This window comes from Luteibacter aegosomaticola, assembly GCF_023078475.1.
Classification (GTDB): domain Bacteria; phylum Pseudomonadota; class Gammaproteobacteria; order Xanthomonadales; family Rhodanobacteraceae; genus Luteibacter; species Luteibacter aegosomaticola.
The window spans coordinates 2875281-2901416 of the sequence record NZ_CP095741.1 but is presented as its reverse complement, the minus strand read 5'-3'; the positions used below and the strand labels follow the sequence as shown (position 1 = coordinate 2901416).

Below are 26136 nucleotides of genomic sequence, written 5' to 3'. Positions count from 1 at the left end.
AAGTGTCGACGGGCAGGGAGGTCTGGTGGGGCATGTCTTCTTGATACGCCATCCCGGCCACGGCCGCCAGTCCGGACGCAGGCGGTTGACAGGGACGCGCGGACTTGGAGGATAAGGCCCACGGGTCTGGGTGTGACCGGGGCGCGGTCTCGCCGGCTCCGCCATCCGGCCGGCCCGTTTGCAGGAGGCGGCCATGAGGGAGCAAGTCATTGAGGTGGTCGACGAACATGGTGTGCCGCTTCGCGCTCAGGTGACCTTCGGGGTCCTGGGCCGGGAGGTCATATGGTCGGCGGAGATTCCGGGTTCAACGCTTACGGTACCCCTGACAGGCACCGTCGCCACGGAGGAGAGCATCGCGGGCGCGTTGCAGGCCACCGTGCTCCGCTGGGGCATCACAGCGGGCACGTCGGCCCGCTTCCGCTGACCCGTACATGGCTTTATCGACACCGTCGCGAAGGGTCAGACGTCGGAAGGGTCGGTCGTGAGGCCCGCGACGCTGGCCAGAAAAGCCGTCGGAGGGGTGGATGCCACCCGTGTCCGGCTTGCCTTGATGGGCGCAGTCGGCTCGGGGACGTCAGGGCGGCGTTCGTCCAGCCATTGCATCGCCGCCGCCATCAGGTGCTCGATCGAGCGTGCGAGGAAGTCAGTCCGGCAGCGGCGCAACTGAAAGTTCACCCGTGAGGCGCTCGGGGGGCATGGACGGGCCAAGGCGGCCGAGAGACGACGGAATCCGGTCGCACCCCGGGCCTCCCGGGTCCGGCACGAGGCCTGGATGCTCTCGGCACCCGCGCGGAGGTCGGCATCAGGATGGAGCATGGCAGCACGCAAGACAGACACGGTGCAGGGGTGTTATCGGAAATCCCGTCTCCCGGTTGGACCTCAAACCTGAAGAAGGTTTTGGCTTGCCGGTCACCATGGCTTGATGGCCGGGCAGGGATGCTCGGGTGAACCCTTCAGGCGCGTGACCTGACTCCCATCAGGCGCACCCTCGTGCGCTTTTTTTTTGAATCAGCGCACAGTCCGGGCGGGACACATGGCGGCATGCTCTCCTCGTCGGCCGTCACCCTCACCCCCTTGCGCCGGCCCTTGCAGCCCCGCCCATGGACGGGGCTGCTTTTGGGGCGGGGTCAGACGTCAATCTTGCCGTGCTCGCCGAGGTCCGGCTGGGAGCCCGTCACACGTGCCTTGATGTAGTCGAAGGCGACGGCCATCTTCGACGACGGCGCGTCCCAGTACTCTGCGGTGTCGATATCCATGCGGAGCAGCGCCAGGTCCGGGTCGTCCTTGCCGTCGGGAAACCAGGTCGCCACGAACTGGTTCCAGTGCTGGTCGATGGCATGCATGTTATCGACGAGGATGGCTCGGCCGGCGAGGGAAACAAGGCTCATGTCGGCAGCCGAGGCATAGGCCACATTGACCTCATGGTGACCCGCCACCTCGTCGACCTTGGGGGAACTCTTGCGGGTAAAAAACCAGAGCGTGCCGTCAAAGTGCTTTTGCGAGGCGACCATCGGCCGACTGTAGAGCCGGCCGTTCCGGGTGGTCGTGAGCATGGCGACCCGGGCGTCCTTGATGAGCGACCAGATCTTTTCAAGGTCTTCTTCCCGCTGGTTCATGGCGTGTCCTCTGGCAAAACCCGAAGCTGGCACCCGAGTCCTCAACCAGGTGTCAACGCAGCGCATACCCTGGGATGACTACGTGGCCGGGCAGATAGACAGCAGGCCCTTTCCGTGGAGCTTCTGGACCGTCACCGCTTGGTCAGCGCTCAAGGTGAAGACTGGACGGTGGTCTCCAATAACCGCCAGGATGCGGTTGCCGCCCTTGGCAACAAGCGCCGAATCCAGGCGCTCAATCAACGGATGCTCGCCGACCCCGCCATACATCCGCCCGTCCGCCTCGATGACGAGGTAGCGCAGGGCGGGACCATCGAGGGCCTCCCAGACCTCGACCGCTGGCGTGCCGGTTGCCAGGCGCTGTTCCCGGCAGTACCGGACAAGGGCATCGGTCGCGGTCTGCCAGTCCAAGGTGACCTTGCCAGCGTCGAGTTCAATCCCCGGATGCAGCCGGAGCCAGCCGGTGACATCCAGCCCGCTGTCTTTCCACACGTCGACCCGGACCACGTCGTGCATTCCCCGCTGGGCGGTGACGGGTGACAAGGAGCCAGCTGCCGGCCACTGGCGGAACGAAAGCTTGGCCCGCTGCTGGCCGTCATCCTCATAGTAGGACGCATCGAATACCAGCCGCCCCATTGCGACCGGATGAGCCATGATGTTCCCGCGTAGGGCGACCAACACCCGGCCGGCGGCCCGGTCGAGGGTGAGAGTCAGTTCGGGCGTTGTCAGTTCATCCCGGGACAGCCGGCGGTGACGGAGCAGCCGGACGGCGACCGCCCCCAATGCCCACAGCCCGACAACGACTGCTATGAGCCCACCGACGGTCGGCCAGAACTCAGCGCCCGGTCCGGGCATGGGTGGGGATGAGCGGGCAGGCGGGTCGAACAACGAGAAAAAGGCCATGCCGAGGCAGGCCAGCATCGCGACTTGCGATGCGCGGAATGCCACCTCCGACCAGTTGTCGTCTTTGATTCTGTCGGTGCCAAAACGACCACAGAACATCAACGTCGCCGCCAAAACGAGCCAGAGGACAGTCATATAAACACTCCTTGGTGTGATGGCGCTCAGTTCCGCTGGAAGCGCGAATAATTCGTGAAGAGACCACGCTGGTCGAAGGTGACCGCGGTGTATTCACCCGACGTCGTCGTGGCCTTTTCAAGGGAGGGGCCAACAGCCGGAATTGTGGATGCGGGGTCTGTTTTCACGGCTGAAAAGCTGTAGCCGAGGGTCGTGCCGCCGTCGAGTCGTTTGGTCACCGACTGCGGACTGCCCAGCAGTCGTTCGGCATCGGCCACTGTCGAGCGGCCGGGTTTCAACTGGTCGACCTGGGTGGTGTCCGTCCGGGTGCCTTGGCTCGTGCACGCGGCCATGAGAAGGGTGAGGGTCAAAATCAGATATCGCTTCATGCGTGCTCCCCTGTAGTGACGCCGGGAGGGGTGCCGCCCGCTGCCCGGCGGCCCGGTTGGTCAATGAGGGCCGGGCGTCAAAAGCGTATCTAGTTATCAGGTAAAAATCCTGAATTAAACGTAACTGTTTATCAGGTATAGGTTCATGGCCGTCCTTTTGGTCGCGGCCCAATGAAACGAACCTCCGTCCACAGCGCACGGCACGCCGTCATCACGAATTACCTTCGTGAGCTACGCGTGGTGCGGGGACTGACCCAAGGAGAGGTGGCTGATGCGCTCGACCGTCCGCAGACCTACGTGTCTGACATCGAGAAGAACCGGCGCGGAGTCGACATGCTCCAGGTCATGGAGTTCTGCGATGCCTTCGGCGTTCCTTTCGAGGAATTCGCCAGTGAGGTGATGAAACGCATCCGCAAGGTCAAGGCCTGAGCGGCAGGCGCCGCGCCAGATTCAGCGTTGGCGCGGGCTAGTGTGCTCTTGCCGGCAGTCGCCCATATCAGCGAGAGCCGTGTTCTGGGACGGGAAACCACGCCGCGCCTTCTTTGGTCGTGCGCTCCTGATGAGGACTAGGCTTCCTCCGTCAGCCGTTCGTCTTGTCCCTCCCTTTTTTTGACTGCACATAAGTGGCCCTTTGACGGCCACCAATTTCTTTTCGCGTCCAAGGTCGACTGCGGACGACAAAAGACGTCCAACGATGAGGTGTCAATCAGCCTTTCGTCGTATTGGTGGGACCTCTTCTTCGGGGCACAGTCATGCTTGGCTTGAAGTTGAGGCGCGGCCATGGAACCGGAGGTCAGGAACGCATTGCTCACGGAAGTTCAGCATTCCACAGCACGCGCAAAACTCACCGTGCAGGCGATAAGCATTGTCGCAGTGCTCATCCCCATCTTCCTCGATGACCGAATATGGGTAGCGTGTGGTGCGCTCGCACCGCTGGTCGTCTGCGCAATGGCGGGGTTGATGGCTCTGTCGCAAAGTAGGTCCATGGTAATGTCCCGTCTGGCTGCTCCGGCGTTCGTCTTGCTGGAAACGGGCTTCTTTTGCCTGGAGGCCCGGGCCCTGGGCCCCGAAGGCATTGTCTGGTGCGTGCCCATCGTGACTACGATCGCGCTTGCCGCTGCATTGTTCTTTTCGCGCTTCCCTGATTATTTGGTCGCAGCACTGGGTAGCTGGGTGGTCCTGTTTGGGGTGACCGGCGGTTCCCTGCTCACCGTGTTTGTATGGTATCTGCTTTTAACGTTCGCCGTGGTTGTCTCTGCAATTGGGATGGTCATGCAGCGGGCATTCAGCGGCTTGGTCGGACGCCTGATGATGGCGCGCGTACAATTCGAGATCTTGGCCAATACCGATGACCTGACGGCGCTGTCCAATCGCCGCCGCTTCCTCGAAGAACTCCACAGAGCGCTCCAGGAGGATGGTCGCGTTCTGGTCATGGTCGACATCGACCACTTCAAGCAGATCAACGATCGGTATGGTCACCCGACCGGGGATATCGTCATCCGAGCAGTGGCGGAACACATGATGACGCTCGAGGGTTGTATTGCCTGCGGAAGACTCGGTGGGGAGGAATTTGCAGCCGTGCTTACCGTCCCCATCAATCTCGCCGCCGCAGCATGCGAGCCGATGCGTACGGCCCTGAGGGCTGCGACGCTTCCTGTTACCATCAGTGTGGGAATCGTGAGTGCGACTGCTGGCGAGTCTGTCAGGCAGATTCTTGGTCGGGCGGATATCCAGCTATACAAGGCAAAAGCGCATGGTCGCGATTGCATCGCAGTGGAAGGTGTGATTGCTCCGCAGCCAGTCACCGTCCCTTTCTGAGGTCACGTGGCGGCCTGACCCCGGTCCCCATGTGTAGATGTTTCGTTTCCGTCCCGCGCGACACTGTGCGGGGAAGAGCTCCTTCCTTCTCAGCGTGGCCCTCCATTTGCATTCGCTTGTGACCAAGCGCTCTTCCCAGCTGCTCCTTCAGTGCTCCTTTCAAACGCCGGATGAGGCGTTTTGAGCTGTGAACATACATACTGCACCTCGATGCGTTACGACACGGCGTATCCGTAGCTTCTGAGGCCGTTGGAAAAGGAAACGACCTGCGCCGACCGGTTGCTACCCACCGGCAGGTGATGATCCAGAAGGCACGGTTCCGTGCCCACATTGTGGCTTTGGGCCGACGCGCTGTCTTTTGCCGGTTGCTCGGGGCACATAGGGTGCCTGACTTTTACCTCACGGTTCGCCAACCAGCGGCGGAGAGGGAGGCGCTACACGACAACGGACCAAATTGGCAGTAGACGTTGGCACGGCGTTGCACCGGCGCGGCACGGCTAATGCAGCCCGATGGTGACTCCCGCCGCTTTTCGGCGTCATTGACGTGTCCGAGGGGCCAGTTGCGCAAGGCACTGTCGGCGTCGGGAAGTCCATGAAGAATTTTCAGCGATAGACCCGGGCGGATCTGGCTGAACGTCTCCTCATCCAGGTCTTGTAGCTTTGCCACACAGTCATCGCGCAAGTCATCTCAGGCCCTGTGCAACCTATTCGGCCGAGATGGCATTCGAACTGTACCCACGTCTCGATTTCCGGCCAGTCGGGCTCGGTACGCAACTTCTCGACAAGGGAACCGACCTGATTGGCGCGGATGCGTCGGTTCCGCAGGTAGTAGGCGAAAGATAATTCGGAATCCAAACGCAGGGCCTTCATCACGTACATGGTGAGTCGCCGGCGTAGCTCGTGCATCGCGCCAGTTGGACTACTTATTACCACGAATTCCGTCCCCCGTTCCGCGTGAAAAGACACATTCTGGGAAAAGAGCACACTCCAGCAGCTCCAACAGCGATTCCATGTTCTAAGGACGCAGTACCTCAATGTTTCTCAGGGAGTACGTTTGTCCTGACGTTTGAAGCCTACCTCTCGAATCTGATGCATCCTCGCGCGAGACAGGCGACGACCTAGTTGAGGCCCCATCTGCCGCCGATGAACGCGGCAGCGATGGCCTTGAGCGTCTTGCCGGCTGACTCCGTGATTGAAGACGTGGATCTCCTCAGCGCCATCCAGCGAATCCTCGCGGTCTCGGGCGAGATGCTTGTCGTCGGCGATGACGTGGAGTCCAGCGACATCGTCGGGCGTCGGTACGTTGTCGTTGATATGGAGCCGCCTGTGACTGCTCGACTCTTCTCGTCCATGGAGGAGCTGCGGGAGGAGGTCGAGGACACTGTTCAGCACTCTCTCAACGCGCTGGGCGGCCGGCGCTACGTGAATGCCATCGGGGAGGGCGAGCTCGAACGCCATGATTTCCTTGCGTTCGCCGGTGAGGACGGCGAGGAATGGCTCGCCAAGGGGGAAAATGCCATCCTGGGTCAGTCGATCGACAAGGCCGTTGGTACGGCGACCGTGACGCAGAGGACACGACTGTGAGAAGCCGTCCGGGCAGCGGGTTTCGTTACACGTAACGTTTGAATCCTGTAACACGTAACACCTTTGGAGAGCGCGTATGGACAACATGCCGCTCCGCCCCTTGACGACCTTCGAATCCTCGTTAACGTGGAAGGAGTCCCCCCCATTTTGGAGTTCCCGTGAACGATCCCGTCCGTCTTCCGCCGACCACGCTGGGCAGTGAAATGCCTGGGTATAAGGAAGCCTATGGTCCATACCGCATCGGTCGGCAGGCACTGCAGCAGCAGTTCACCCCTGCCGAGCTTGAGTCACTCGGCTACACGTTGGTCGACCCGACGCTCGGGTACGCGCCGGATGACCCACGGAGGCGCCAGAGCGACCGTCCCAAACCGGCCAATGTGGACGACACCTTGCCGGGCCTCCAAGGCATGCTCGAAGGAGCACTCGAGGAACGGGACCTTCCGGCTGCGCGCGCTGTGCTCGGCACAGGTCTCCGGACAGACCTCGATTGCATGAATTTCGGGTGTGACCCCACAGGCGAGGAGCCGCCCGACGTCGCAGACATCTCCGCCATGGCCTATGCCACGTTGCTTGACTCCGAATCGGGCAACCTGGAGTTCCTCCCGCTGCTTGCCGAGTTCGGGAACCTCCTTCAGGTCGACACCCATGGCCGCACGCTGATTGCCTACGCCGCGAACCCGGCCGTGATTGGATTTCTGCTCGATGCCGGCGTCCGCATCGATGCAATCGATGAGGACGATATCCCCGTCACCGAGTTTCTGGGGCCGGACAACGCCCAGCTCATCGAGTCCATGTACCTTGAGCGGGCCGTGCCTGCCGGGAAGACACGCGACACCGCGCCGCGTTTGTGATGTGGGGCAAGGGAGACCCAGTCCCGACTTTGCATGCGATGATGGCGCCATTGGATAACGCACCGCAGGACGCCCATGGCCACATTGTCTGTCACCAACAGCCTCCCGACTTTTCTCTATGACCTCTACCGCGCGAAGGGGAGTGGCTGGCCGAGGCGACCCTTCGATGCCACAAAAGCCGCGGAGGAGCATGCCATTGCCGAAGCCTTTGCGCGCGACTGTGAGGTGGACCTCTTGGCGCTCTCAGGTGACAACCGTGGGGACATCGACTACGAGCGCGAACTCGGCGAAAGGATCCTCATGCACGAGTCCCACGCTGCGAGGTTCAAAGGTCTCGACGACGGCGACTGGATAGGACAGGTCGCTGCCGCCTTCTACTGCAAGGTGGGGAAGAAGGCGCTGGGCACCGCGTTGACGGCCAACTACGGTGCAGGTTGGAAGGCGTTCCTCATCACACAGGGCGTTGCAAAGCGCCATGCGATCCGTTTTTCGGACGCGCTGTCCCGACCACGGGCAGACGGAAATGACCGCATCCTGCCCACTCCGGCCGCTCCATCGCTGCTGTTCGTCTGGCACTGGGTGCGCGACGAGCTCCCGCGCGTGATCCGGCCCCCGCAGCCCGGCAAGGAAAGCGGGTCGAGCGTGGCGACACCCGAGGAGCGCCCGGCCATCAACCGTGCCCGTGTCCTGAAGAAAAAAGTGCCCTTCGTGGTGCGGACAAATCCTGACGGGTCATTTGTCATCGAAGGCTCGGCCGACGGCGGATCCATCAGTGTGGACACGATCGTCGCGGCGATGCGCGAAGACGGCTATCAGATTCGCATGTTCTCCGCGTTCGACGTCGTGGGCATGCCCTGGGCACGCAGCGACGAGCGCCGCGTCTGGGTGGCCCTGGTCAATGCCACGATGGACGTCACCCGGGATGCCATTCGCCTGGCCGACGACGAAACCCTGCGCATTGTTCTCGACGAGAGCCTGCCAGAGGCGGTGGCTCCCCTCCCGCCACGCAACCCCCTCTAGTCGGTCCGGGGATCAACCCCCGGACCGGGGTGATCCCCATGAGTGTCCGTTGCTCCCATCACCGGAGCAACGCCATGACCCGCTCGACCCTTCCCGCCCCCCGCGCCGCCGCCAGCCAGCCTGCCACCCGCCGTAAACCCGTCTCCCCAAAGTCCTCGACGAAGAAAGGCTTCCAAGCCGACCGCACGGTCGGGGAGGAAACCTGGCTGACGCCGCGCTGGCTCGTTGATGCCCTCGACCTCCCCAATGTCGCCGACGTCGACCCCTGTGCGCCGCCCATTCGCTACTGGAAGACGGCGCGGCGTCATTTCAACAAGGCGCAGGATGGCTTCAACCGCGTGTGGATGCCCGAGGACTTCTATTGGGTCAATCCGCCGTACGGCGCTGAGTGCGCCAAGTGGATGGAGAAGCTTGCAGACCATGGCAACGGCCTCCTGCTGGTCTTTGCCAGGACGGACACGAGGGCATTTCACGACTCGGTATTCGCTCACCCCAGCACCAGCGCGGTGTTTTTCTTTCGGGGCCGGTTGAAGTTCGCCAACGCAGCCGGTGAGGAAGTCGGCACGGCTGGTGCTCCGTCGGCGCTGGTTGCCTATGGGACCAAAGCGGTGGGCGTCATCAGGCGGGCCATTGGACGGGGCGAGATGGACGGCTACCTGCTCGAGATGACCCGGTGACCTTCGGACCGACCCATTTCCCGCCCCCATCCCTCTTGACGCCGTGCGGTTTTCTGCTTGAGTGGAAATGTCCAGGACGGACGGCTGCGCCAAGGAGGCGCCATGCGGAAATGAACCAGCGCGCATTGTGTGACGCGGCCTGGACGGGCGACATCGACGTCGTCAGGAAATGCATCCTCAACCCCGCCATGCGCCGCGTCGGTGACGTCGATACGGCGCTTCTTCACGCCAGCCACCGGGGCCATGCCCGCATCGCCGAACTCCTGCTTGGCGTCGGCGCAAATCCCCTCAGGCGAAACTCCGAATGCCTCTGGCGCGCAGCCTGCCATGGGCGGGGGAGCGTGGTGCGCCTGCTCTTGCCCCTGAGCGACACGTCTCGCTGGGAGCGCTGGCAGTGGGAGGAGATTTCGCCCACGATGCAAAAACGGCTTGGTTACCTGTCGTCGTAACCCGGCGGGTCAAGGCCGTCCGCACGACCGTGAAGGTGGGGCGCGATACGATGGGGTGAGTCGGGCGATGCCAACATCTCAACGGCACCGCGCAGAGCTGTTCGTACACGTCAGGGGACCGTATCGTGTGCGTGCTGCAACGATGTCGGCTGCAGTGGGTATGGCCCATCAGGCAGTTCGGTTGTGACGTTCCCACCCACCGATGCACCGGCCATCAGCGGTCCGGGCAGCAGCTCGAATGGTTTCTACACCATCAACTGGAGTGGGATGGCCGGGGCGACGTACAAGATGCAGGAGCAGACCAACGGCGGAGCGCGGACTGGCATCGGCAACGAGGGCTCGCCTGATGGCACAGGATCCGATTGAAGACGGCGGGTTCCGGGTCGTGTCTGTCCCCGATGCCGCTTCGGCCATCCGGATTCTCGAAACCCGGCTGGATATCCGCATCGTCTTCACCGACATCGACATGCCCGGCGACATGGACGGCATCCTCCTTGCTGCGGCCATCCGCAGGCGCTGGCCGCCCATCGAGATAGTCATGACATCGAGCCATGTCCACATCCAGGACAGCCAGTTGCCCGAGCGCGGGGTGTTCGTGTCCAAACCCTATGATGGCGAGCAGCTCCTCGGCTTGTTCCGCACGATGGCCACGCGGACGGACCTGTCGGGCGCCCCCTGAGAGGGCGGAACAGAACGCCGGGCCGGCCGTGAAAATCCGGATGCGATTTCCTACAATACGGTCCCCCATGGTGAGCCAGGCCAGGAGGACCGATGGCCACTACCCGCTTCCCGCGCGTCGTCGGCTTTGAGGTTCCACCCCTCAAGGACACGGTGGACCCTGCCGTCGATGCACCCATCATTGCGTTGCTCGACTGCACACCGACGCCGAAGTGGGCCGAAACCTTTGCGCGCGAGGTCACCGCGCTGCATGGCGAGCTGTCGACCGCCCATGTGGACATCGAGGGCGACCGAATCCGGTTTTTTGCCACGGCATCGACGGGACGGGCGCTGGCAATCAGTCTCCGCTCTTTGGTCGAGCGGGTTTCCCGTGTACGGCTCGACGAGCGGTTCGAGAAAGCCGGGGTGACCCCCGTCGGAAATACCGGAGAACCGACGGCGGGGGACGGGGTGTGAGTCGGGAAATGTCCGGCGGCCGAGCCTGCAAACGTCCTGCCCATCGCACGAATTTGTGATGAGATCGCCCATATGCACCAGCAGCCCAGATGCACTTACTCCATCCATACCGGACCCGGCGGCTTCTACGGGTCGTTCGAGGTGTTTGATGCCAATGGCGCCGAGCTTGAGTCCGGCCGCGACGCCGCCCGCCATCCGACCCGACAGGCTGCGATCGACAGCGTCTGGGCCCTTGCGCAGGCAGCGGTGGCGCGCCATTCCCCCAGGGACCGGAAGAGGGAGCGAGGTGAGCACTGAGGCGCCCGTTCGCATCTTCATCATGCACCCGGCCCGCCCGGGTGCCCCATGGCACGTCTCGGTCGAGGGCGAGTGCCCCCTGGCGCTCGACAGCGAGGCAGCGGCTGTGGACGCCGCGCTGGCCAAGGTCCGCGCTTGCGAGACCATGGGTCTGGCAACCCTTGTGCGCAAGGAACGGCCGGACGGTGGTTGGGAGGCCCTCTGAGTCGTGGGAAGCAGTCCGGTATCCATCGGGTGGAAGCGGCGCGCGTGGGCGGGCGTGCTGGTCGTCTGGGGTGTCAGCCTCATGGTCCACGAACCCAGCCGCAAGCACGCCCTTGCCATGGGTGCTTTCCTCCTGACCGGATGGCTGGAGGCGTTCGTGCCGAGGCCCCCTTACTTCCAGCCACTGTCCAGGACCGTGGCGGGATACCGGACAGGCCTTTATCCACGCCCCCGCATCAAGGACATGCTCGTGGCCCTGAGCGTCTTTGGCCTGATGATTTCGGCGATGCTCACCGACCGATGAGGGCAGGGCGCGCTCAGGCGCCCTGCAAGGCAAGGCCGGCCAGATCCATATAAGACGCATTCGCCTCATCGAGGGTCCGCAGGGGCGTCATCGTCGCGATGCCTGCAATCCTCGCGTCGATGTCCTGGAAGGTCTCATCCTCCCAGACGCGGTCAACATCCGCCCCCGTATCGAGGACAATGATGTAGACGATTTCCCCACGTGTTCCTTCGCACAGCAAAGGCGGCTGTTTTGCCAGCATGCCAAGCGCCCGGGTCCGCCGGTGCTGCTGGGCCAGCAGCCCGAGCAACTCCTCCCGCTTGCCCTGCATGGGCCGGTAGGCAACCACAATGACCCGGCTCATCGCATCTCCCGAGTTTGGTGATTCCTGCCGATGGTCGCCAAATGCGCCTGAGCCGGCAAGGGGCGTAAAAGGGTCAAAATCCGACCAATAATCGTCATGCCGGGAGGGTTTGAGCAGGCGTCGGATTCAGAACGCCGGAACAGGGTGAGATGGGCAAGGGTCTCCCGCATGCCCTGCGTCTGGTCGATGACCCGGAACAGCGCCTGGTTGAAGACGCGCCGCTCCTTCGCCTGATAGCGCACGAGCTGGTTGAAGATGGCCGGTTCCGTGTCGTGTCCGTGCCCGATGTCGCTTCGGCCATCCGGCTTCTTTAGGGGGGCGCCCGTCAGTCGAGACCCTGTGCGACCTGTTCGCGTCACTTCGGGTTCTGCTCCTGCAAGGGCGTGGAGCGAGGTGTGCGTGGGTGCGTTGCCGGTACCGGGAAATGAAGGGGTCGATTTCGTGGGGCTTGCATCGGGCGTGACCGGTAAAGTTGCAGCGTTCGTGACAGCCCGTTCGGGCCCGATCCCCTCGTCAGCGCTGAATTTTTTCGTCATCGCTATCACGGATGTGGAGGCGGCGTTCGCCGAACTGCCTGTTGTCTCGTCGGCGCAGATGCTTGTCGACAGCAAACGCCCCGATGATTTTATCGACGTCGCCACGCGCGGATTTTTTTCTATGACTGGCAGGATGTCCACCGCACGAGCAAGTCGGCCACCCGCGCTTACGAGCCCATCTGCGAGCCGGTCGAACCCATCAAGTCCGACGTCCCTCCGGAGGCACTCAGGCAGCTCATGGAATCGACAGTGCTGCCGGTGATCATTTGCCGACCGGCGAGCCCTGGATGTCTTCCGGACGGCCACCTGCGTTGGTCCAAGGGATGATTGACCTCACGCGTAGAAGGTTTTCCGTGTCAGGTTTAGGGTCTCGATGTGGAACAAAGTGGTGCTGCACGATTGCCGAGACAGTGGCCCTGATCATCGCCCTGACCTGCTGACGAAAGGATTCATTCGTCGTTGTCCTCGGGCCAAACCCTCCCGTCGCCGTTGCCATGGACAGTGACGTTCATCATCCCGGATGCAACAACGACACCAAGCGTCCGTCAGAACCGCGTCCGGGCAAGCGCCTGGACGAGCCCCAGCAGGACATTGCGGGTCACGGGCTTTTGCACAAAGGGGAAGGTGGAAAAGGGCGCGGGCAACACCGTCCGGGGATGCCCTGAAACGAAAGCCACAGGAATGTCTTTGGCAAGCAGGGCTGTGGCAACACCGAGCGAGTCCCCGCCTTCGATGTCGATGTCGAGAAGGGCAATGTCGGGGCGTGTGTTGAGGATGGCACGGATGGCGTCTGGTTCGGATGCCGCGATGGTGCTGACGCGAAATCCGCCATCTTCGAGGATGAGTTCAAAGACCCCTGACACCGCCGGGTCATCTTCGACAAGGAGGCAGCGAGGGGCGTCATCGGTCGGGTTGGTCATGGAGAATCCGGAAGTCAGGCCGGTAAAATCCCTCCAAGCCCGTCAAAGGCCCGTGTGACATTTGCGGTCGTCCCCTGCGCAGACGTGACGAGGGCCCCATTGGGTTCATCATCAGAAAGCCGGAAGCATCGCCCCTGTCCGTGATGTTGACACGTGCCTGCGCAATGCTCCCCATTTGTGCGCAGTGAAATGGTCTGGAGCAGGACACTTGGCTCAGCCCGTCGGAGGTGTCGACGGGGAGCGCCTTCACTCGTGTGAAGACCCTCACCCCTGGATAACGGCCGGAATCCGGCACCGTCACGTTCCTCGGCGCCTCAATACCTTCCCAACAGCGGAGGTGTGCCATGAGCGATCAGCAAGGGTCACGGGACAACCAGCAGCAGGGCCAAGGTCAGGGCCAACCGGGCCACGGCAACCCGCCCGGTAAGGACACGCAACCCGGTCAAGGCGGGCAACCCGGAAAAGACACCGGACAGTCGCAGCCCGGCCGGGATGACCAGCCCGGTGGCGGCCAGAAGGGCAAGGAGCCCGGCCAGGACAAGCGGTGAGACGATGGCGCCCGCACATGCGGGCGCTTTTTCATTGGTTCGGGGCAGGGAATCCCTCAGTGCTGCGACGGCTGGTGACAAGGATCCCCAGGCGTCAGTGTTGTCCCTGTTGACTCGATCGCACGCCAAACGGCTGCCACAGCAGCCCGCCACTCCCCATCGTGGGGTGAAGGTGTCCGCTCAGCGCCCCGGCGAGGAGCTTGAGGGGCGGCCGAAGGTTGCCGAGGGCTGTCCGGTTGGCTCGCTCCCGCACATGGGCAAGGCTCATTCTGGCCCCCGGCAAAATCTCCGGCCGCCGCCTTAGCAGTCATCGCCAGGCCAAGGGATGCGAGCCCAAGCAGCGTGGGAAAACCGGATTGCGGTTCGGGATGCATACGTTCAATTGTACGACATTGAGGGAGACCCGACGATTTAGGTATGCAAGTAAATCGCGCATGAACCGAATAATCGATTTTGTCATTTTTCCTTCAGGGGCCAAGTTTAGCGCCGATAGGTGGACATCCGTAGGAGTGACCCATGACCGTGCGCCAACGTATCACCCTTCTCGTCGCCTCCGCCGTCCTGATTGCCATGAGTGTCGGGGCGGCGGGCCTGTTTGCCCTCCGTCAGACCAGTCAGCAACTCGACGACCTGTACCAGAGCTCCCTTGTTCCCATTGTGGACGTGACGGCCATCCGCGACCTCTTCAACGAGAACCGTTCGGGCCTCAATCGGGCCTTGTTGAAAGGCACGGCGGAAGCCGCTGGCGAGGAAAGAGCCAGCAATACTGAGGCGGCGGCCCGCATGGACGCCCTGTGGGCACGCTATTACCCGGCCATGGTGTCGTCCAGCCAGGAACAGGCGGCCGCCGAGGCCTTCGTGAAAGCGCGTCAGCGCGCACGTGCTGCCAAGGCCCAAATCGAACCCATGATGGCCAGCGGGCGGCATGACGAGGCCGTCGCCTTCATGCTGGGCACCGTTGGGCCGGCCTTCACGGAGGAATCCAAGGCCATCGAGGCCATCGTCAAGGCCAACGTCGATGAGGCGGCCGTGGCCTACGCGGAGGCGCAGCGCCGTGAGAAAACGGCCATCCTGGTCGTGGCCTTCGTCATCCTTGCGGGAGGCATTGGTCTTGTCGTGGCCGGCCTTTTCCTCGCCCGGTCCGTCATGCGTCCATTGATGCAGGCCCGCGCGCTGGCCGCGTCCATCAGTGACGGCGAGTTGGGGCACGACATCGAGGTGAGGGGCAAAGACGAGGTCAGTGACACCCTTCGCTCCCTGGTGGCCATGGACGCGACCCTCGCCGGCATTGTCCGAAAGGTCCGGGACAATGCCGGGCAGGTCAGTTCCGCGGCCCGGGATATCGCCGCAGGCAACGATGAACTGTCGTCGAGAACCCAGGAGCAGGCGTCGAGCCTTGAAGAGACGGCAGCGTCCATGGAGGAGATGACCGCGTCCGTCCGTCAGAATGCAGATTCTGCGGCGGCCGCCCAGGGGCTTGCCGAACGCCTGACCATTCAGGCCTCGGCCACCCGTGGGCTGGCTGGGGAAACCTCCGAGGCCATGGGGCGGGTCAGTGCCGCCAGCCAGGAAATCAGCGGCATCGTGTCGGTCATCGACGAGATTGCCTTCCAGACCAATCTGCTGGCGTTGAATGCGGCCGTGGAAGCGGCCCGCGCAGGGGAGCAGGGCCGGGGATTTGCGGTGGTTGCAGGGGAGGTCCGGCGCCTCGCCCAACAAAGCGCAGTGGCAGCCAAGGACATCAAGGGCCTGATTGCATCGAGCGGCGAGCGGGTCGAGGAAGGGGTGGTCCTTCTCGAACGCACAACTGCTGCGCTCTCTGATATGCAGGGCGCAGCCGCGAAGGTAGCAAGCTTTGTCACCGAAATTGCCACCGCCAGCGCCGAACAGGCGGCCGGCATTGACCAGGTCAACATGGCGGTCACCGAACTCGATGCCGTCACCCAGCAAAACGCCGCCCTGGTCGAGGAGGCGAGTGCCGCCAGCCAGCAGGCAAGCGAACTGGCAGATGGGTTGATGATCCAGGTCGCGGTCTTTCGCCTTGCTGGAGATGCCAGCGGGCGCATTGCCCCAGACAACGCCGCTGCCATGGACATCCTTCCCGGTCCGGCGGTGACACCGACCTCTCCCCCGGCCACCGTGGCATTGGCCGCGTCGGTGTGGCGGGAGTTCTGAGAGTGCTGGATGCATTCCTCCTGCGGCTGCGCAAAGATGGTGGCAAGGGCCCGATCGAGGAGACAGTTGACCCGGACGGGCTTGTGCTAATTGCCCAGCAGGAGGCCGTCATGGAACACCCGACGACAGACATGCCAGAAGGAGCGGCGGACGCCGCAGCCTCGCAGGGCGTCATTGAACAGGAGCGGGCGCGCCTTGATGCACTCGGCAGCCTGAAGGTCTGGGACAGTCAGCCGCTCCCTGGGCTCGATCGGCTGACCGCAATGGTTGCCGATGCCTTCGACATGCCCACCGTCCTCGTGTCAATGGTCGGGGAGACCGAACAGCGGTTCGTTTCCCGGGTGGGCATGGAGGAGCCCGGCACGGAGCGCGGCGCGTCCATCTGCTCGGTGGCCATCGAACAGGACGATGTCTTCGTCGTCGCCGACCTGACGACAGACCCCCGTTTTGCCACCAACCGCCTGGTCTGCGGTGCGCCGGGCTTCCGCTTTTATGCCGGCGCCCCTCTCGTGACCCCGTCCGGTCATGCCGTCGGAACCCTGTGCGTTCTCGACCACCGACCGCGTCGCTTCACTGACCGGGACCAGCAGCGGCTGGCCGATTTTGCCGCCCTGGTCCTGGACCAGATTTCCCTTACCCGGATGGTGGGGCGGCGAGACCCCGTCACCGGACTGCCGAACCGTCAGCAGTTTTACGCCGACATCCGATCGATGACGGATGCGGGGTTTGGTGGCACGTTTGACCTCGCCCTGGTTGACGTCATCGACCTGCCTTTGGCCCACCGTCTGGCTCAGGCCCTCGGCATGGGGCCGGTCGAGTCGGTCATCCGTCAGGTGGCCCAGCGGCTCGAAGCAGTGGTGCAGCCCTTTGGCACGCTTTACCACGTGGCGGTCGCCCGCTTCGCCTTTTTCCTCCGGCCACTGCCTGGCGATGCCTGTGAGCGTCTGCTCGATGAGGTCGCCCATGCCGTCGCCGAGCCGTTGGAGGCGGAAGGGATTCCCCTCCAGCCGACCTGCCATGCCGGGTTCGTGTCCTTCGGTCAGGACAATGCGGCAGACGCGTTGCGCCGGGCCGTCTCGGCCACCCAGGATGCCATCGACGACCGAGCGACCTGGCGGGTGTATGACGCTGAGCGGGACCGGCAGATGCGCCGGCAATACCGCTTGGCGGCCGACGTTCCCCGGGCGCTGCGCACGGACGAACTCCATCTCCTGTTCCAGCCCCGCGTGGATCTCGACGCCGGGATGGTGCGAGGATGTGAGTCGCTCTTGCGCTGGGCGCATCCCGAGCTTGGCGAGTTGTCCCCCGGTGAATTCATCCCCATCGTGGCCCGGACGGCGCTGATGCGCGAGGTGACCGACTGGGTGCTCGATGCCGCGTGCCGCCAGTTGGCAGTATGGCTCGGTGAGGGTGTTCGCCTATCGGTCTCGGTCAACGTCACCGCCGCCGATTTCACTCTGGGCGACCTGCCCGGAAGGGTCGTCGCGGCCTGTCTTGCCCACGGTGTTCCCATGGACCGTCTCGAGCTGGAAATCGTAGAGGGCGACTGGCTCGACAACAGCGCGCATGTCATCGACCAGCTCCAGCACCTGCGTGAGCGAGGCGTGCGGATTGCCATCGATGACTTCGGCATCGGCTACAGCAATTTCTCCTACATCTACACCTTGCCGTTTGACATCCTCAAAATCGACCAGGCACTCGTGCGGGGTTTTCTCGGCAATGACCGTCAGGAAGCGGTGCTCACCGGCGTTCTCCGCCTGTGCGCAAAACTTGGCATCACCTCAGTCGCCGAAGGCGTTGAGACCGTTGAAGAGGACCGTGCGCTGGTTGCTGCCGGGTGCCAGGAGGGGCAGGGTTACCTGTACGCGCCGCCGCTGACGGCCAAGGAGATGTCCGCTCTCTCAGTCTCCGGCATCGCGTCGAGGGCATCAGGGAAAAGCCGGGACCGAATCATAGGACTCAGACCGGCGCCTTGAGTTCCGGGGTAAACAGCCGCCACTTGCCGTCCTCTCCCTCGATACTCAAATATGCCCCGCCCTTTGTCCCGTCGAACCTGGCGGCAAGCTTTGCCGCGAAGGTCACGGCGGCGTGCCGCGCGCCGAATGTGAGACAACTGCCATTGGGGTGGCTTACGTGCCAGGTGTCATCCGGCGGATGCAGGGGAATGTCAAAGACAAGCATGAGGGGAGGGGGCGGCTGGGGTGACTCCACCCTAGCTGTCATCGCCGCTTGGTGGGTCAAGGCCATCCACACGATTGTGAAGAAGGGTCCGCGATACGATGGGGAAAGTCGGGAGAGGCATCGATGGCGCTGACATGGCAAAAGCGGCTCTGGGCGTGTTTTCTCGCTGGCTGGGGCATTGGCGTCATGTGCATGGTGCCAAGCCGCAAGCATGCGCTGGCGATGGGTGCTTTCCTTCTCATCGCATGGCTTGAAGCCTTCGTTCCGCGTGCCCCGCTCTTCCAGTCCATCCGGAAAACAGTGGCGGGCTACAGGGACGGGACTTATCCCTCGCCTACGGTGCGAGAGACGCTCGTAGCAATGGGCAGCTTTGCCTTAATGGTTGCGGCGATCGTCGTGCCGGAATGACCCAGCGGTGAATCGGAATGGCCGTGGTCGTCGTGGAAGTTCCGACATGCCGTGACAAGATGCCCCCAAACTCGTCGATGCCATGAATTGATGGCCTGGTATCCACATCCTTCGCCCCGTGTTGATGGATGGTTCGTCAGCTTCGTCACCTCAACCACCGGAGAGCTGACATGCCCTATATCACCACGCCATCGCCAACCCAGCCGACGGAGCTCTTTTATGAGGAAGTCGGGCAGGGGCGACCCGTCGTCTTCATTCATGGCTGGCCGTTGAGTTCAGCAATGTGGGAATACCAGATGGGGGCAGTGGCTGAGGCGGGCTTCCGTGCAATTGCCTATGATCGCCGTGGCTTCGGGCGGTCTGATCACCCGTCGGCCGGCTACGACTACGACACCTTCGCCGACGACCTCAACAGTGTCCTCGAAGAACTCAACCTCCGGAATGTGACCTTGGTTGGCTTTTCAATGGGCGGTGGGGAGGTTTCACGGTTCATGAGTCGTCATGGCGCGGACCGCATTGCCAGCGTGGTTTTTGCATCAGCCGTCACGCCATACCTGTTGAAGGGAGGCACCAATCCGGACGGCGTCGACGGGGGTGTGTTCAAGGAGATGAAGGACAAGCTGCGCGACGATCGCCCCGCATTTCTCGACGCCTTCGGTAAGCAGTTCTTCGGCCAGGGCATGCTGTCCCATCCAGTCAGCAAGGCGACCCTGGATGCGAGCCTGATCGTCGCAATGCAGGCCTCAAAGAAAGGCACGCTGGACTGCGTCGACGCCTTCAGCAAGACGGACTTCCGCCAGGACATCACCTCCATCCGCGTGCCTACGCTCATTATCCATGGTGATTCGGACAAGGTCGTGCCGGTGGAATCGAGCGGCCGGCGTCTGGCCAACGAGATTCCGGGTGCCGTGTACAACGAGTATGACGGGGCGCCGCATGCGCTGGTGATCACCCACAAGGAAGACTTCAACCGCGACCTCATTGCGTTCCTGCGAGGCGACGTTCATCCGCCTGTCTGATAAACGCTCGTCTTGGCCGCCCCGGCAATGACGGTCCCAGACTCGTTGCAACGGGGCGGCACCGGTCCGCCGGAAAGTAGAGGGCCGCTTCCACCGACCGGCCGGCTCGGGCGGTCCGGATTGGAATCAGGTGGATTTTTGGCCAATGTTCTCTAAGCGGGGTTATTCCGGCCGCGCGTCGCGATTCAAGACCCCGCGGTACTCAGTGGGGACAGTTCCTCTTTTTGTCCTGTAGAAGCACGATATCGCCGGGTTTCAGGTCTTCGGAACCGGAACTCTTGTACAGATAGACCTTGTGGATGTTGTTCGTGGCCGATGTATCAGTGACCATGACCGAGGCGTCTTCGACGGTGCTCATGACTCCCTGAGCTTAAAGAGCTTCTGCTGTTCGCGATGGCCGGCTCTGGCCGACACGAACCAGTGCTTTCAACCAAGCTCTCTCGTTCCCGCAATCGAACGCCCACACCTGGGCGCAGCAGCCATAATCAGGCGAGCGGCATGGACATCTCGCTCGTGGTCACGCCACACGCGGCGCAAACCCCGTGTATTACCCGCAGCCGGTTGGCCTTTCAGGCGGCGTTGGCGAAGTGCTCTTTCAGCCATGGTTGTCTATCCGGCCCGACAAGGGCGTCCGCCATCACGCCCCATCTGCGGTCTTGGCTTTAGGCTTCATCGTGTAGAAAAAGAGGGGACACATCCGTGATCAATGATGAACTTTGGCAGCAACTGGGCGAGTTGCTGCCCGGCGTGCCTTGGGGTCGAAAGCTGCACGGCAAGCGGGACCGGGCGGTCTTCGAGGTGATGGCGCATTTGGCCGTGAACGGCGGTCACTGGTTCGACGTGGCGCCCGATGGCGCGGGTCCTTCCGGCTTGCTCTGTTGGCGCCGCTACCTAGCGTGGCGTGAGGCTGGGGCCTGGCCCGACCTATGGCGCGCGCTTCATGCTGGGTTGCTGGCGACCGGGCACGGCATTGCCCCGCGCGTGCCCGGCCACGCGGTGGTGGACATGGCCCCGTCCAGTTTCTGGACCAGCCAGAGCGGTGCGGCCGTGGCCACCGGCGTGGCGGCCTAGGCCGCGGCGAGCGCACGGGCTCCAGTCGCCCTAGGGCGCTACGCGCGGCGCCAGGATGCCCATGTGCTCCGCTGCCAGAGCGATCACGGCTTCCATCCTGGTCTCTTCGGTGAGTTGCGGCACCGGCGCCCGGAGCTCTGCGGCGAGGGTGTGGGCCTTTCCCGCCAAGGCGAACCAACCCTCGGCGTGGGCGTAAGCGCCCAACAGTCCCGCCCGGAAGGAGGCCTCCAGCCGATCACCGTTGCGCCACTCGGTCACCAAGGCGAGCATTTCTTGGCCGACCCCGGCAAAGGGCGTAAGGGGCATTCGGTGCGGCTTCATGGCAATCGATGGCTCAGGTCGGCGTGACTGCCCCTGTAGCGGCCGGGTAAGCCAGGACTGAAGGCATCCGCGGGGCCCAATATCATTTGCCTAGCTCGTCGGCGCCTCCCATCGGCGCGGTCACTCGATTACGTCTGCGTTTGACGGGCCACGCGGAGGCCCAACGAGTTGTCGAAGTCTGGTCCGGGCACCCCTCCGTCCATGACCAAGCCAACACCCGCGCCGATCCGTGGAACCGCAAGCGGTGCTGTACCGAGACGAGGGCCGCAGGGGCAATCGTGGTGGCGATCGATGGGGCAGTTGCCCCCGGTAAACCGGCATCGTGCAGGTCGCCGCTGAACGGGCATCCATGCGAGGTTCGCCGCTCATGGGTATCGTCCTCAATCGCCCAGCATGATGCCCGTGGACTGGTATCAGTCTGGTAAAGGCTGGCCAGTTGCGGCGGGTGCCTGGGGGCGTTCGACGGCGCGGTGGCGCATTGCCGATGGCTATGACGGATCCCGTTCAACTGACCTTGTTGGAGGAAACGTAGAGATCGGATGGCGCCGCACCGGCCTCCGCCTAACCGATGTCGAGCTGACGGTCGAGTGCGCGAGACTGCTGCTCAAAGGCCCAGCACGCCGCGGCTGACTATCGCCCTTCTGCGATCAGGATGTCTGGCAAATCGGCTGAGGGAGGGGTGCTCTGCGAGTGGCGCTATCACTCCGGTGGCGAGCTGCGCACAACCCGGCCCAGGTCGATGATCGCCTGTCCGAGATCACGAGTGGGCACCCCGCCTGGCGGGCCGAGCGCCTTGATGACCCGCCCCGTAGCGTTTACGACCGCACTGAGCCCGGCATTTGTGGCGAGTTCGCGCACGTGGGCAAGGCTCAGGCGGGCGCTGTCGAAGTCTGCGTCAAGGGCAGCAGTGCCTGTGGCGATGATACCTGCCTCAAGAGCATCAAGCAGGGGCGTCGAATGGTTGGAAGGCCCCATTGTGTATCCCCGGTGGCGGACTATCCCAAGTTTAACCGCATCAAAGTGGGTCAGGACACAACGCTCAGGGCCCGCGAACCAAGGTGATTTGGCCGTTGGGCTCAAGCCGGGCCGCAGCCACATCATCATCGACATCAATGGCCCTTCTGCCGGACCGGGCGAACAGCCAGAAATACACGTCTACGAGAATTCGCATTCCGATTCTCGAAAGCCGCTGACCAGAAATCCTCGCTGACCAGATATGGCGCAAACGCATTGAAGGGGCGGCCGTGCTCATGAATTCCTCATTGTCGGCGTCAAAGCCGGTGACGCATTGGACCCACCAAGCGGCAAACATCATCAGGAGCACCGCGATGCTCTAGCCGCTTCTGTGAAAGAACGTGCCATGCATTCCGGGCATCCCCCATGAGGCCTTCAATGGCCGAGGCGCCATGTGCAGGTGTCGAAACGCCACACGATTCGCGGAGATGCAAGACCGTCCGCCCAGTGCGGCCCCTTGATTGCAATGGTGTGGTATCGACGGGCATGACGGAGGATATTCCACGCAGATGGACATCGAGAACCGTGGCGAGTACGCAGGGGTCTGTGACAACGCCGCACATCACCAGGGTGGTAGCCCGGAGGTGGCGGAGAATGGACTGGAGCGTCGTCTCGAAGAAGGCCGGATGCCTTGGCTTGGGCATGCGGAAACCCAAGGACGCGGGGGGTAAAGCGTTGACCACCATCGTCCCCTTGGGCCAACTGCTGGGCGTACCAGAGAATACCGTCGGAGTCGTTCGGTCATCGGCCGAAATTGTCGTTGGCAAAAAAACCACAGGGAGCCCGTGGGCGCGCAACGACTGGAGGAGTGCATGGATGGGCTCGACGACGGAGCGGATTTTTGGATAGAGGTCCTTCGCACAGGGAACTCGAAGCTATCGAACACGCCGAGGGCCAGCTGTGTAGGGTTGCCGCAGCGATCATTGTCCTGTCTGTCGTTCATCGCTCCTCTCCCATCGACGCCGTGCAGTCGTAGGTTGCCTTGCTCGACCCTGAGCGCCTGCCGAGTCTTGTCCGAGGGGTTGAAGGGAGGCGTGTGCCTCACACAAGTCAGCGCGCCTTTCACGCCAGCATCCGACCGCCTGAACGCCCAGGAACATAAGGTCCCCGTTCCATCCCCCGGCGGAGCGCCGCTATGGCCATCACCACGATCGAAGACCTCTTTATCCATGAGCTTTCGGACATCTACAGCGCTGAAAAGCAGCTGACAAAAGCGCTGCCGCATCTGGCACGCGCTTCGTCGAGTCCGGACCTTGCGGGAGCCTTTGAATCACATCTGGAAGAAACCCGAGGGCAAGTCGAGCGAATTGATGAAATCGTCGAAATTCTAGGCGTCCGGCTCAAGCGTATGAAATGCGCTGCCATGGAAGGCTTGGTTGAGGAGGGCAAGGAAGTCATCGATGAAATCGAGAAGGGTCCATTGCGCGACGTCGCGCTCATCGGTGGGGGCAACCGTGTCGAGCACTACGAGATTGCCGGATACGGCACCCTGATTGCCTTGGCCAACCAGCTGGGGTACGCCAAGGCGGTACCCCTCCTGCAGGCGACCCTGAAGGAAGAAAAGGCCGCTGACGAGAAGCTCACCCTTCTCGCTGAGCAGCTCGGCAAGCAGCAGTCCGCCGAGAGGGCCTGACCCCGGCTTCCCACGTCCGTTGCTTCAGCCGGCGCATCCGCGGACCCACTGGATCAGGGCACCCTCGCCCCTCGTCTAACACGGGTCTTTGCAGCGGTGATGAACACGAACCTGACCTTGCGCATGGGCAACTGCAACCACCGCAACTATATCCCCAGGCTTGTCGAGCTCGTGCGCTCTGGTCAGGCCGTGCCCACCGCCATCGTCATCGAGAGAGAACCGCTGAGCGATGCGATTGGCGGCTATAAGCAGTTCGACAAAGACAGCCGGGCTGGATAAAGGTCGAACTCAACCCGTCTGCATAACTACCAAGTGTGGCAACCGGTGGCTTCAGGACCATCGGCTAATTTTGCGGTCCGCCGCAGGCCCGGTTCTCCAGGGCCCCTTTTACCCGCCCAAGAACACCATCGCCCCGAGGCCGGCGAACATCAGGAGTGCGGTGAAGCCAACAACGACCCGGTTAAACAAGGGGCTTGGCTGCCCCTGCATAAGCTTGTGGTCGCCCGTAATTAGTAGCAGGCCCACGAGCAGGAAGGGGGCGAGGATGCCGTTGACCACGGCCGACCAGAACAGGGTCTTGACCGGGTCGACGTCGAAGACATCAAACAAGGCGCCGCCGATGGCTGCGATGATAAAGACAGCATAGAACGACACTGCCTTGTGGAGTTTCTTGTCGAGCCCGAAGACCCAGTCGAAGGTTTCCGCAAAGGCGTAGGCGGCCGAGCCAGCGAGGGTTGGGATGGCGAGAAGCCCGGCCCCCACAAGACCGCCGGTAAACAGCAGGAAGGCATAGTCGCCCGCCAGGGGCTGCAAGGCGCTTGCCGCATCCTTGACCGTCTCCACGGATTTGCCATGCGCGTGCAGGGTAAAGGCCGCTGTGAGGAGGATGAAAAACATGACGAGGTTCGAGAAAAAGGTGCCGGTCCAGACATCGAGTTTCCGGTCACCGAGTTCCCGTTCCGTGGCATTCCGCCGGGACGACAGCAACCGTCGTCCCTTGGCCTTGTCCTCTTCCACCTCCTGGCTCGCTTGCCAAAAGAACAAAAACGGGCTGATGGTCGTGCCGAACAATGCCACCAGCGAACTCCATCCATCCTTGCCCTTGGGCAATGTCGGAATGAAGGTGTCATGGGCGACCTGCCCCCAATGGGGTTTCACGAGAAAGGCAGTGACGATGTAGGCCAGCAGCACCATCGCCAGCCACTTGAGGACACTGGCGAGCTGGTAGTAGCGAAGGCGGACGGCAAGGACACAGATGCCGATGCCGTAGACCCATACCCAGAGCAGGGCGGGGCCTGCATGGAGCATCTCCATCGCATCGCCCATGCCGCCCAGGTCGGCGGCGATGTTGAGCAGGTTGGCCCCGAGGAGGGCGACGGCGGAGACGCCCACCAGCCACCGCGGAAACCGTTCGCGGAGCGCACCGCCAAGGCCCATCCCCGTAACCATGCCAACCCTTGCGCACATCATCTGCACGACGGCCATCAGGGGCCATGTGAGCAATGCCGTCCACAGGAACTGGGTGCCGAACTTTGCGCCGACCACCGAAAACGTCGCGACTCCAGACGGGTCATCGTCCGCAGCGCCCGTGGTCAATCCTGGTCCCAGAGCGCCCAGAAAGCGGTGGAGTCCGGATGGTTTGGACGTCTCATTGCGGGTTGACTCGGCCATGGTGTTGTCCACTCTTTTGCGCACCATAAACCGGAAAAAATCACGCCGGCGTGAGGGATGTTCCCGGCCTTCAGGCAAGGCCAGAGGGCAAGAAAAAGAGGATCGCATCGGCCGTTTGGATATCGATCGAGTTTGGGTTTTTCGTCAGCTTTGAGTGCACCGACGACGACGGAGATAGATGACCTGGCCTGTGATGCCGGTGACCAGAAGCGCGGCATTGCTGACGATAAACACCGGGTTTTTGACGAGAATGCTGTAGACAAGATAGAGCAGGGAGGCTGTCATCTGACCAATGAACAGCCATTTGGACACTGCCTCCACCGTTGGGGCGTGCGCCTGCCGCCAGATTTGCCGGCCAATGGTCGAGAGGAGAATGAGAGAGGCCATCCATCCGAGCGGTTCGGGGCTCATGAGCTGGTCGGTCAGGGTCATGGCGTAGTCCGCAGGTCAATGCCTTTAGATAGCGACATGTATGTGTGCGCCCCATCAGCGCGGCGTAGTTATCAATGGACGTTCCGCGGTGTCGGCGATGGACGGCCGGGGGCCTTCAACATGGCGGAAAGGTCGCGGCCCGTTGTCGTGCGCGCCGTGGCCGACGTTTGCGCGCTGCTCGAGATTGGTCCGCTCGCCGATGCCTTTGAGACCTGAAACGAATGCCATGCAATTGCCGGGCTGGGGTCGATCTCCAGCAGGGATTCCTGTCCGCCCGTCCCCTTAGGGGCGGCATCCTCTGTCGCTTGGCCGAGGTCAGCGACAAGGCGCTGACAGGGTCGACCAAACCCTCACAGATCCTGGGGGAAGATGCAGAACCGGATATTGGAGTTCGCATGCGCACGCCTCCCGATCAGATCGATCCGCAACGCCGCCAAGTGCCCATCGGTGATCCCACAGCGCCTCAAAACGTGCCGCCACCGCCGCATCAACCGCCGCGTGATCCCG

At 62.8% G+C, this 26136-nt stretch carries 35 protein-coding genes; 21 read left to right on the top strand and 14 right to left on the bottom strand.

Annotation, left to right across the window (positions count from 1 at the left end; genetic code table 11):
- Window positions 1-193: 193 nt before the first annotated feature.
- Window positions 194-424, top strand: a complete 231-nt coding sequence (locus L2Y96_RS12805) for a hypothetical protein (protein WP_247326249.1) — start codon at window positions 194-196, stop codon at window positions 422-424.
- Window positions 425-459: 35 nt separating this feature from the next.
- On the opposite strand, the gene L2Y96_RS12800 is transcribed toward L2Y96_RS12805, so the two are convergent.
- The 4 genes from L2Y96_RS12800 to L2Y96_RS12785 all read right to left on the bottom strand — a co-directional run bounded on the left by L2Y96_RS12800 (window position 460) and on the right by L2Y96_RS12785 (window position 3019).
- The gene (locus L2Y96_RS12800; protein ID WP_247326238.1) at window positions 460-675 is read right to left on the bottom strand and encodes a hypothetical protein; all 216 of its coding nucleotides are present in this window, start codon (window positions 673-675) and stop codon (window positions 460-462) included.
- Window positions 676-1127: 452 nt separating this feature from the next.
- Complete coding sequence (locus L2Y96_RS12795; RefSeq protein ID WP_247326235.1) at window positions 1128-1616, bottom strand: pyridoxamine 5'-phosphate oxidase family protein; 489 nt, start codon at window positions 1614-1616, stop codon at window positions 1128-1130.
- A gap of 78 nt (window positions 1617-1694) precedes the next feature.
- Complete coding sequence (locus L2Y96_RS12790) at window positions 1695-2651, bottom strand: hypothetical protein (RefSeq protein WP_247326229.1); 957 nt, start codon at window positions 2649-2651, stop codon at window positions 1695-1697.
- A gap of 26 nt (window positions 2652-2677) precedes the next feature.
- A complete protein-coding gene (locus L2Y96_RS12785) occupies window positions 2678-3019 on the bottom strand; it encodes a hypothetical protein (protein ID WP_247326227.1) in 342 nt (113 codons plus the stop codon).
- 171 nt (window positions 3020-3190) lie between these two features.
- On the opposite strand from L2Y96_RS12785, the gene L2Y96_RS12780 reads away from it, so the two are divergent.
- From L2Y96_RS12780 to L2Y96_RS12725, 12 genes are all read left to right on the top strand, one after another.
- Window positions 3191-3448: a helix-turn-helix domain-containing protein gene (locus L2Y96_RS12780; protein ID WP_247326225.1), complete on the top strand. Its 258-nt coding sequence runs from the start codon at window positions 3191-3193 to the stop codon at window positions 3446-3448.
- A gap of 351 nt (window positions 3449-3799) precedes the next feature.
- Window positions 3800-4837, top strand: coding sequence for a GGDEF domain-containing protein (locus L2Y96_RS12775; protein ID WP_247326223.1), 1038 nt, complete (start codon window positions 3800-3802; stop codon window positions 4835-4837).
- A 1188-nt stretch (window positions 4838-6025) separates the two neighbouring features.
- The gene (locus L2Y96_RS12770; RefSeq protein ID WP_247326214.1) at window positions 6026-6421 is read left to right on the top strand and encodes a hypothetical protein; all 396 of its coding nucleotides are present in this window, start codon (window positions 6026-6028) and stop codon (window positions 6419-6421) included.
- 158 nt (window positions 6422-6579) lie between these two features.
- Entirely contained in the window at window positions 6580-7272 is a 693-nt protein-coding gene (locus L2Y96_RS12765) for a hypothetical protein (RefSeq protein WP_247326212.1), read from the top strand.
- A 75-nt stretch (window positions 7273-7347) separates the two neighbouring features.
- The gene (locus L2Y96_RS12760; RefSeq protein WP_247326210.1) at window positions 7348-8292 is read left to right on the top strand and encodes a hypothetical protein; all 945 of its coding nucleotides are present in this window, start codon (window positions 7348-7350) and stop codon (window positions 8290-8292) included.
- Between the two features lie 74 nt (window positions 8293-8366).
- Window positions 8367-8969, top strand: coding sequence for a phage N-6-adenine-methyltransferase (locus L2Y96_RS12755; protein WP_247326209.1), 603 nt, complete (start codon window positions 8367-8369; stop codon window positions 8967-8969).
- Window positions 8970-9079: 110 nt separating this feature from the next.
- Entirely contained in the window at window positions 9080-9418 is a 339-nt protein-coding gene (locus tag L2Y96_RS12750) for an ankyrin repeat domain-containing protein (RefSeq protein WP_247326207.1), read from the top strand.
- A gap of 183 nt (window positions 9419-9601) precedes the next feature.
- On the top strand, window positions 9602-9784 hold the full coding sequence (locus tag L2Y96_RS12745; protein WP_247326205.1) for a hypothetical protein: 183 nt from the start codon (window positions 9602-9604) through the stop codon (window positions 9782-9784).
- Window positions 9765-10097 carry a response regulator gene (locus tag L2Y96_RS12740; protein WP_247326203.1) on the top strand — a complete coding sequence of 111 codons (333 nt, stop codon included), beginning with the start codon at window positions 9765-9767 and terminating at the stop codon, window positions 10095-10097. The genes L2Y96_RS12745 and L2Y96_RS12740 overlap by 20 nt, the downstream gene beginning before the upstream one ends.
- A 92-nt stretch (window positions 10098-10189) precedes the next feature.
- Window positions 10190-10552: a hypothetical protein gene (locus L2Y96_RS12735; protein WP_247326193.1), complete on the top strand. Its 363-nt coding sequence runs from the start codon at window positions 10190-10192 to the stop codon at window positions 10550-10552.
- Between the two features lie 286 nt (window positions 10553-10838).
- Complete coding sequence (locus L2Y96_RS12730; RefSeq protein WP_247326170.1) at window positions 10839-11054, top strand: hypothetical protein; 216 nt, start codon at window positions 10839-10841, stop codon at window positions 11052-11054.
- An 81-nt stretch (window positions 11055-11135) separates the two neighbouring features.
- A complete protein-coding gene (locus L2Y96_RS12725; RefSeq protein ID WP_247326167.1) occupies window positions 11136-11357 on the top strand; it encodes a hypothetical protein in 222 nt (73 codons plus the stop codon).
- 13 nt (window positions 11358-11370) lie between these two features.
- On the opposite strand, the gene L2Y96_RS12720 is transcribed toward L2Y96_RS12725, so the two are convergent.
- The 3 genes from L2Y96_RS12720 to L2Y96_RS12710 form a co-directional block, all read right to left on the bottom strand.
- Window positions 11371-11700 carry a hypothetical protein gene (locus L2Y96_RS12720; protein WP_247326165.1) on the bottom strand — a complete coding sequence of 110 codons (330 nt, stop codon included), beginning with the start codon at window positions 11698-11700 and terminating at the stop codon, window positions 11371-11373.
- Complete coding sequence (locus tag L2Y96_RS12715; protein ID WP_247326163.1) at window positions 11697-12377, bottom strand: hypothetical protein; 681 nt, start codon at window positions 12375-12377, stop codon at window positions 11697-11699. Before L2Y96_RS12715 ends, L2Y96_RS12720 begins: the two co-directional genes overlap by 4 nt.
- Window positions 12378-12781: 404 nt before the next feature.
- Complete coding sequence (locus tag L2Y96_RS12710; RefSeq protein WP_247326160.1) at window positions 12782-13156, bottom strand: response regulator; 375 nt, start codon at window positions 13154-13156, stop codon at window positions 12782-12784.
- 344 nt (window positions 13157-13500) lie between these two features.
- Here L2Y96_RS12710 and L2Y96_RS12705 point away from each other — a divergent pair, with 344 nt between their 5' ends.
- The 3 genes from L2Y96_RS12705 to L2Y96_RS12695 all read left to right on the top strand — a co-directional run bounded on the left by L2Y96_RS12705 (window position 13501) and on the right by L2Y96_RS12695 (window position 17855).
- Window positions 13501-13704 (top strand): hypothetical protein, encoded by a 204-nt coding sequence (locus tag L2Y96_RS12705; RefSeq protein WP_247326158.1) that lies wholly within the window; start codon window positions 13501-13503, stop codon window positions 13702-13704.
- 516 nt (window positions 13705-14220) lie between these two features.
- Window positions 14221-15879: a methyl-accepting chemotaxis protein gene (locus L2Y96_RS12700; protein ID WP_247326157.1), complete on the top strand. Its 1659-nt coding sequence runs from the start codon at window positions 14221-14223 to the stop codon at window positions 15877-15879.
- Window positions 15880-15881: 2 nt separating this feature from the next.
- A complete protein-coding gene (locus L2Y96_RS12695; protein ID WP_247326155.1) occupies window positions 15882-17855 on the top strand; it encodes a putative bifunctional diguanylate cyclase/phosphodiesterase in 1974 nt (657 codons plus the stop codon).
- Here the strand turns inward: L2Y96_RS12695 and L2Y96_RS12690 are convergent.
- Window positions 17839-18060: a DUF2188 domain-containing protein gene (locus L2Y96_RS12690; RefSeq protein ID WP_247326153.1), complete on the bottom strand. Its 222-nt coding sequence runs from the start codon at window positions 18058-18060 to the stop codon at window positions 17839-17841. The genes L2Y96_RS12695 and L2Y96_RS12690 overlap by 17 nt on opposite strands.
- 123 nt (window positions 18061-18183) lie before the next feature.
- Between L2Y96_RS12690 and L2Y96_RS12685 the strand changes: the two genes are divergently transcribed.
- Together L2Y96_RS12685 and L2Y96_RS12680 are read left to right on the top strand one after the other, a co-directional pair.
- The gene (locus tag L2Y96_RS12685; RefSeq protein ID WP_247326152.1) at window positions 18184-18468 is read left to right on the top strand and encodes a hypothetical protein; all 285 of its coding nucleotides are present in this window, start codon (window positions 18184-18186) and stop codon (window positions 18466-18468) included.
- 170 nt (window positions 18469-18638) lie between these two features.
- Window positions 18639-19487, top strand: coding sequence for an alpha/beta fold hydrolase (locus L2Y96_RS12680; RefSeq protein ID WP_247326150.1), 849 nt, complete (start codon window positions 18639-18641; stop codon window positions 19485-19487).
- A gap of 202 nt (window positions 19488-19689) precedes the next feature.
- Here L2Y96_RS12680 and L2Y96_RS12675 read toward each other — a convergent pair whose 3' ends face one another.
- Window positions 19690-19845 (bottom strand): hypothetical protein, encoded by a 156-nt coding sequence (locus L2Y96_RS12675; RefSeq protein ID WP_247326148.1) that lies wholly within the window; start codon window positions 19843-19845, stop codon window positions 19690-19692.
- 341 nt (window positions 19846-20186) lie between these two features.
- Between L2Y96_RS12675 and L2Y96_RS12670 the strand changes: the two genes are divergently transcribed.
- Window positions 20187-20558 (top strand): transposase, encoded by a 372-nt coding sequence (locus L2Y96_RS12670; protein ID WP_247326146.1) that lies wholly within the window; start codon window positions 20187-20189, stop codon window positions 20556-20558.
- Between the two features lie 30 nt (window positions 20559-20588).
- On the opposite strand, the gene L2Y96_RS12665 is transcribed toward L2Y96_RS12670, so the two are convergent.
- The 3 genes from L2Y96_RS12665 to L2Y96_RS23085 form a co-directional block, all read right to left on the bottom strand.
- Window positions 20589-20879 carry a hypothetical protein gene (locus L2Y96_RS12665; protein WP_247326144.1) on the bottom strand — a complete coding sequence of 97 codons (291 nt, stop codon included), beginning with the start codon at window positions 20877-20879 and terminating at the stop codon, window positions 20589-20591.
- Between the two features lie 699 nt (window positions 20880-21578).
- Complete coding sequence (locus L2Y96_RS12660) at window positions 21579-21989, bottom strand: hypothetical protein (protein ID WP_247326143.1); 411 nt, start codon at window positions 21987-21989, stop codon at window positions 21579-21581.
- Between the two features lie 161 nt (window positions 21990-22150).
- Entirely contained in the window at window positions 22151-22690 is a 540-nt protein-coding gene (locus L2Y96_RS23085) for an isochorismatase family protein (RefSeq protein ID WP_425492422.1), read from the bottom strand.
- 338 nt (window positions 22691-23028) lie between these two features.
- On the opposite strand from L2Y96_RS23085, the gene L2Y96_RS12655 reads away from it, so the two are divergent.
- Window positions 23029-23526 (top strand): YciE/YciF ferroxidase family protein, encoded by a 498-nt coding sequence (locus L2Y96_RS12655; RefSeq protein ID WP_247326140.1) that lies wholly within the window; start codon window positions 23029-23031, stop codon window positions 23524-23526.
- A 99-nt stretch (window positions 23527-23625) separates the two neighbouring features.
- The gene (locus tag L2Y96_RS12650) at window positions 23626-23805 is read left to right on the top strand and encodes a hypothetical protein (protein ID WP_247326137.1); all 180 of its coding nucleotides are present in this window, start codon (window positions 23626-23628) and stop codon (window positions 23803-23805) included.
- Window positions 23806-23913: 108 nt separating this feature from the next.
- On the opposite strand, the gene L2Y96_RS12645 is transcribed toward L2Y96_RS12650, so the two are convergent.
- Window positions 23914-25197 carry an NRAMP family divalent metal transporter gene (locus tag L2Y96_RS12645; RefSeq protein ID WP_247326134.1) on the bottom strand — a complete coding sequence of 428 codons (1284 nt, stop codon included), beginning with the start codon at window positions 25195-25197 and terminating at the stop codon, window positions 23914-23916.
- 144 nt (window positions 25198-25341) lie between these two features.
- Entirely contained in the window at window positions 25342-25629 is a 288-nt protein-coding gene (locus L2Y96_RS12640; RefSeq protein WP_247326131.1) for a hypothetical protein, read from the bottom strand.
- Window positions 25630-26136 lie beyond the last annotated feature (507 nt).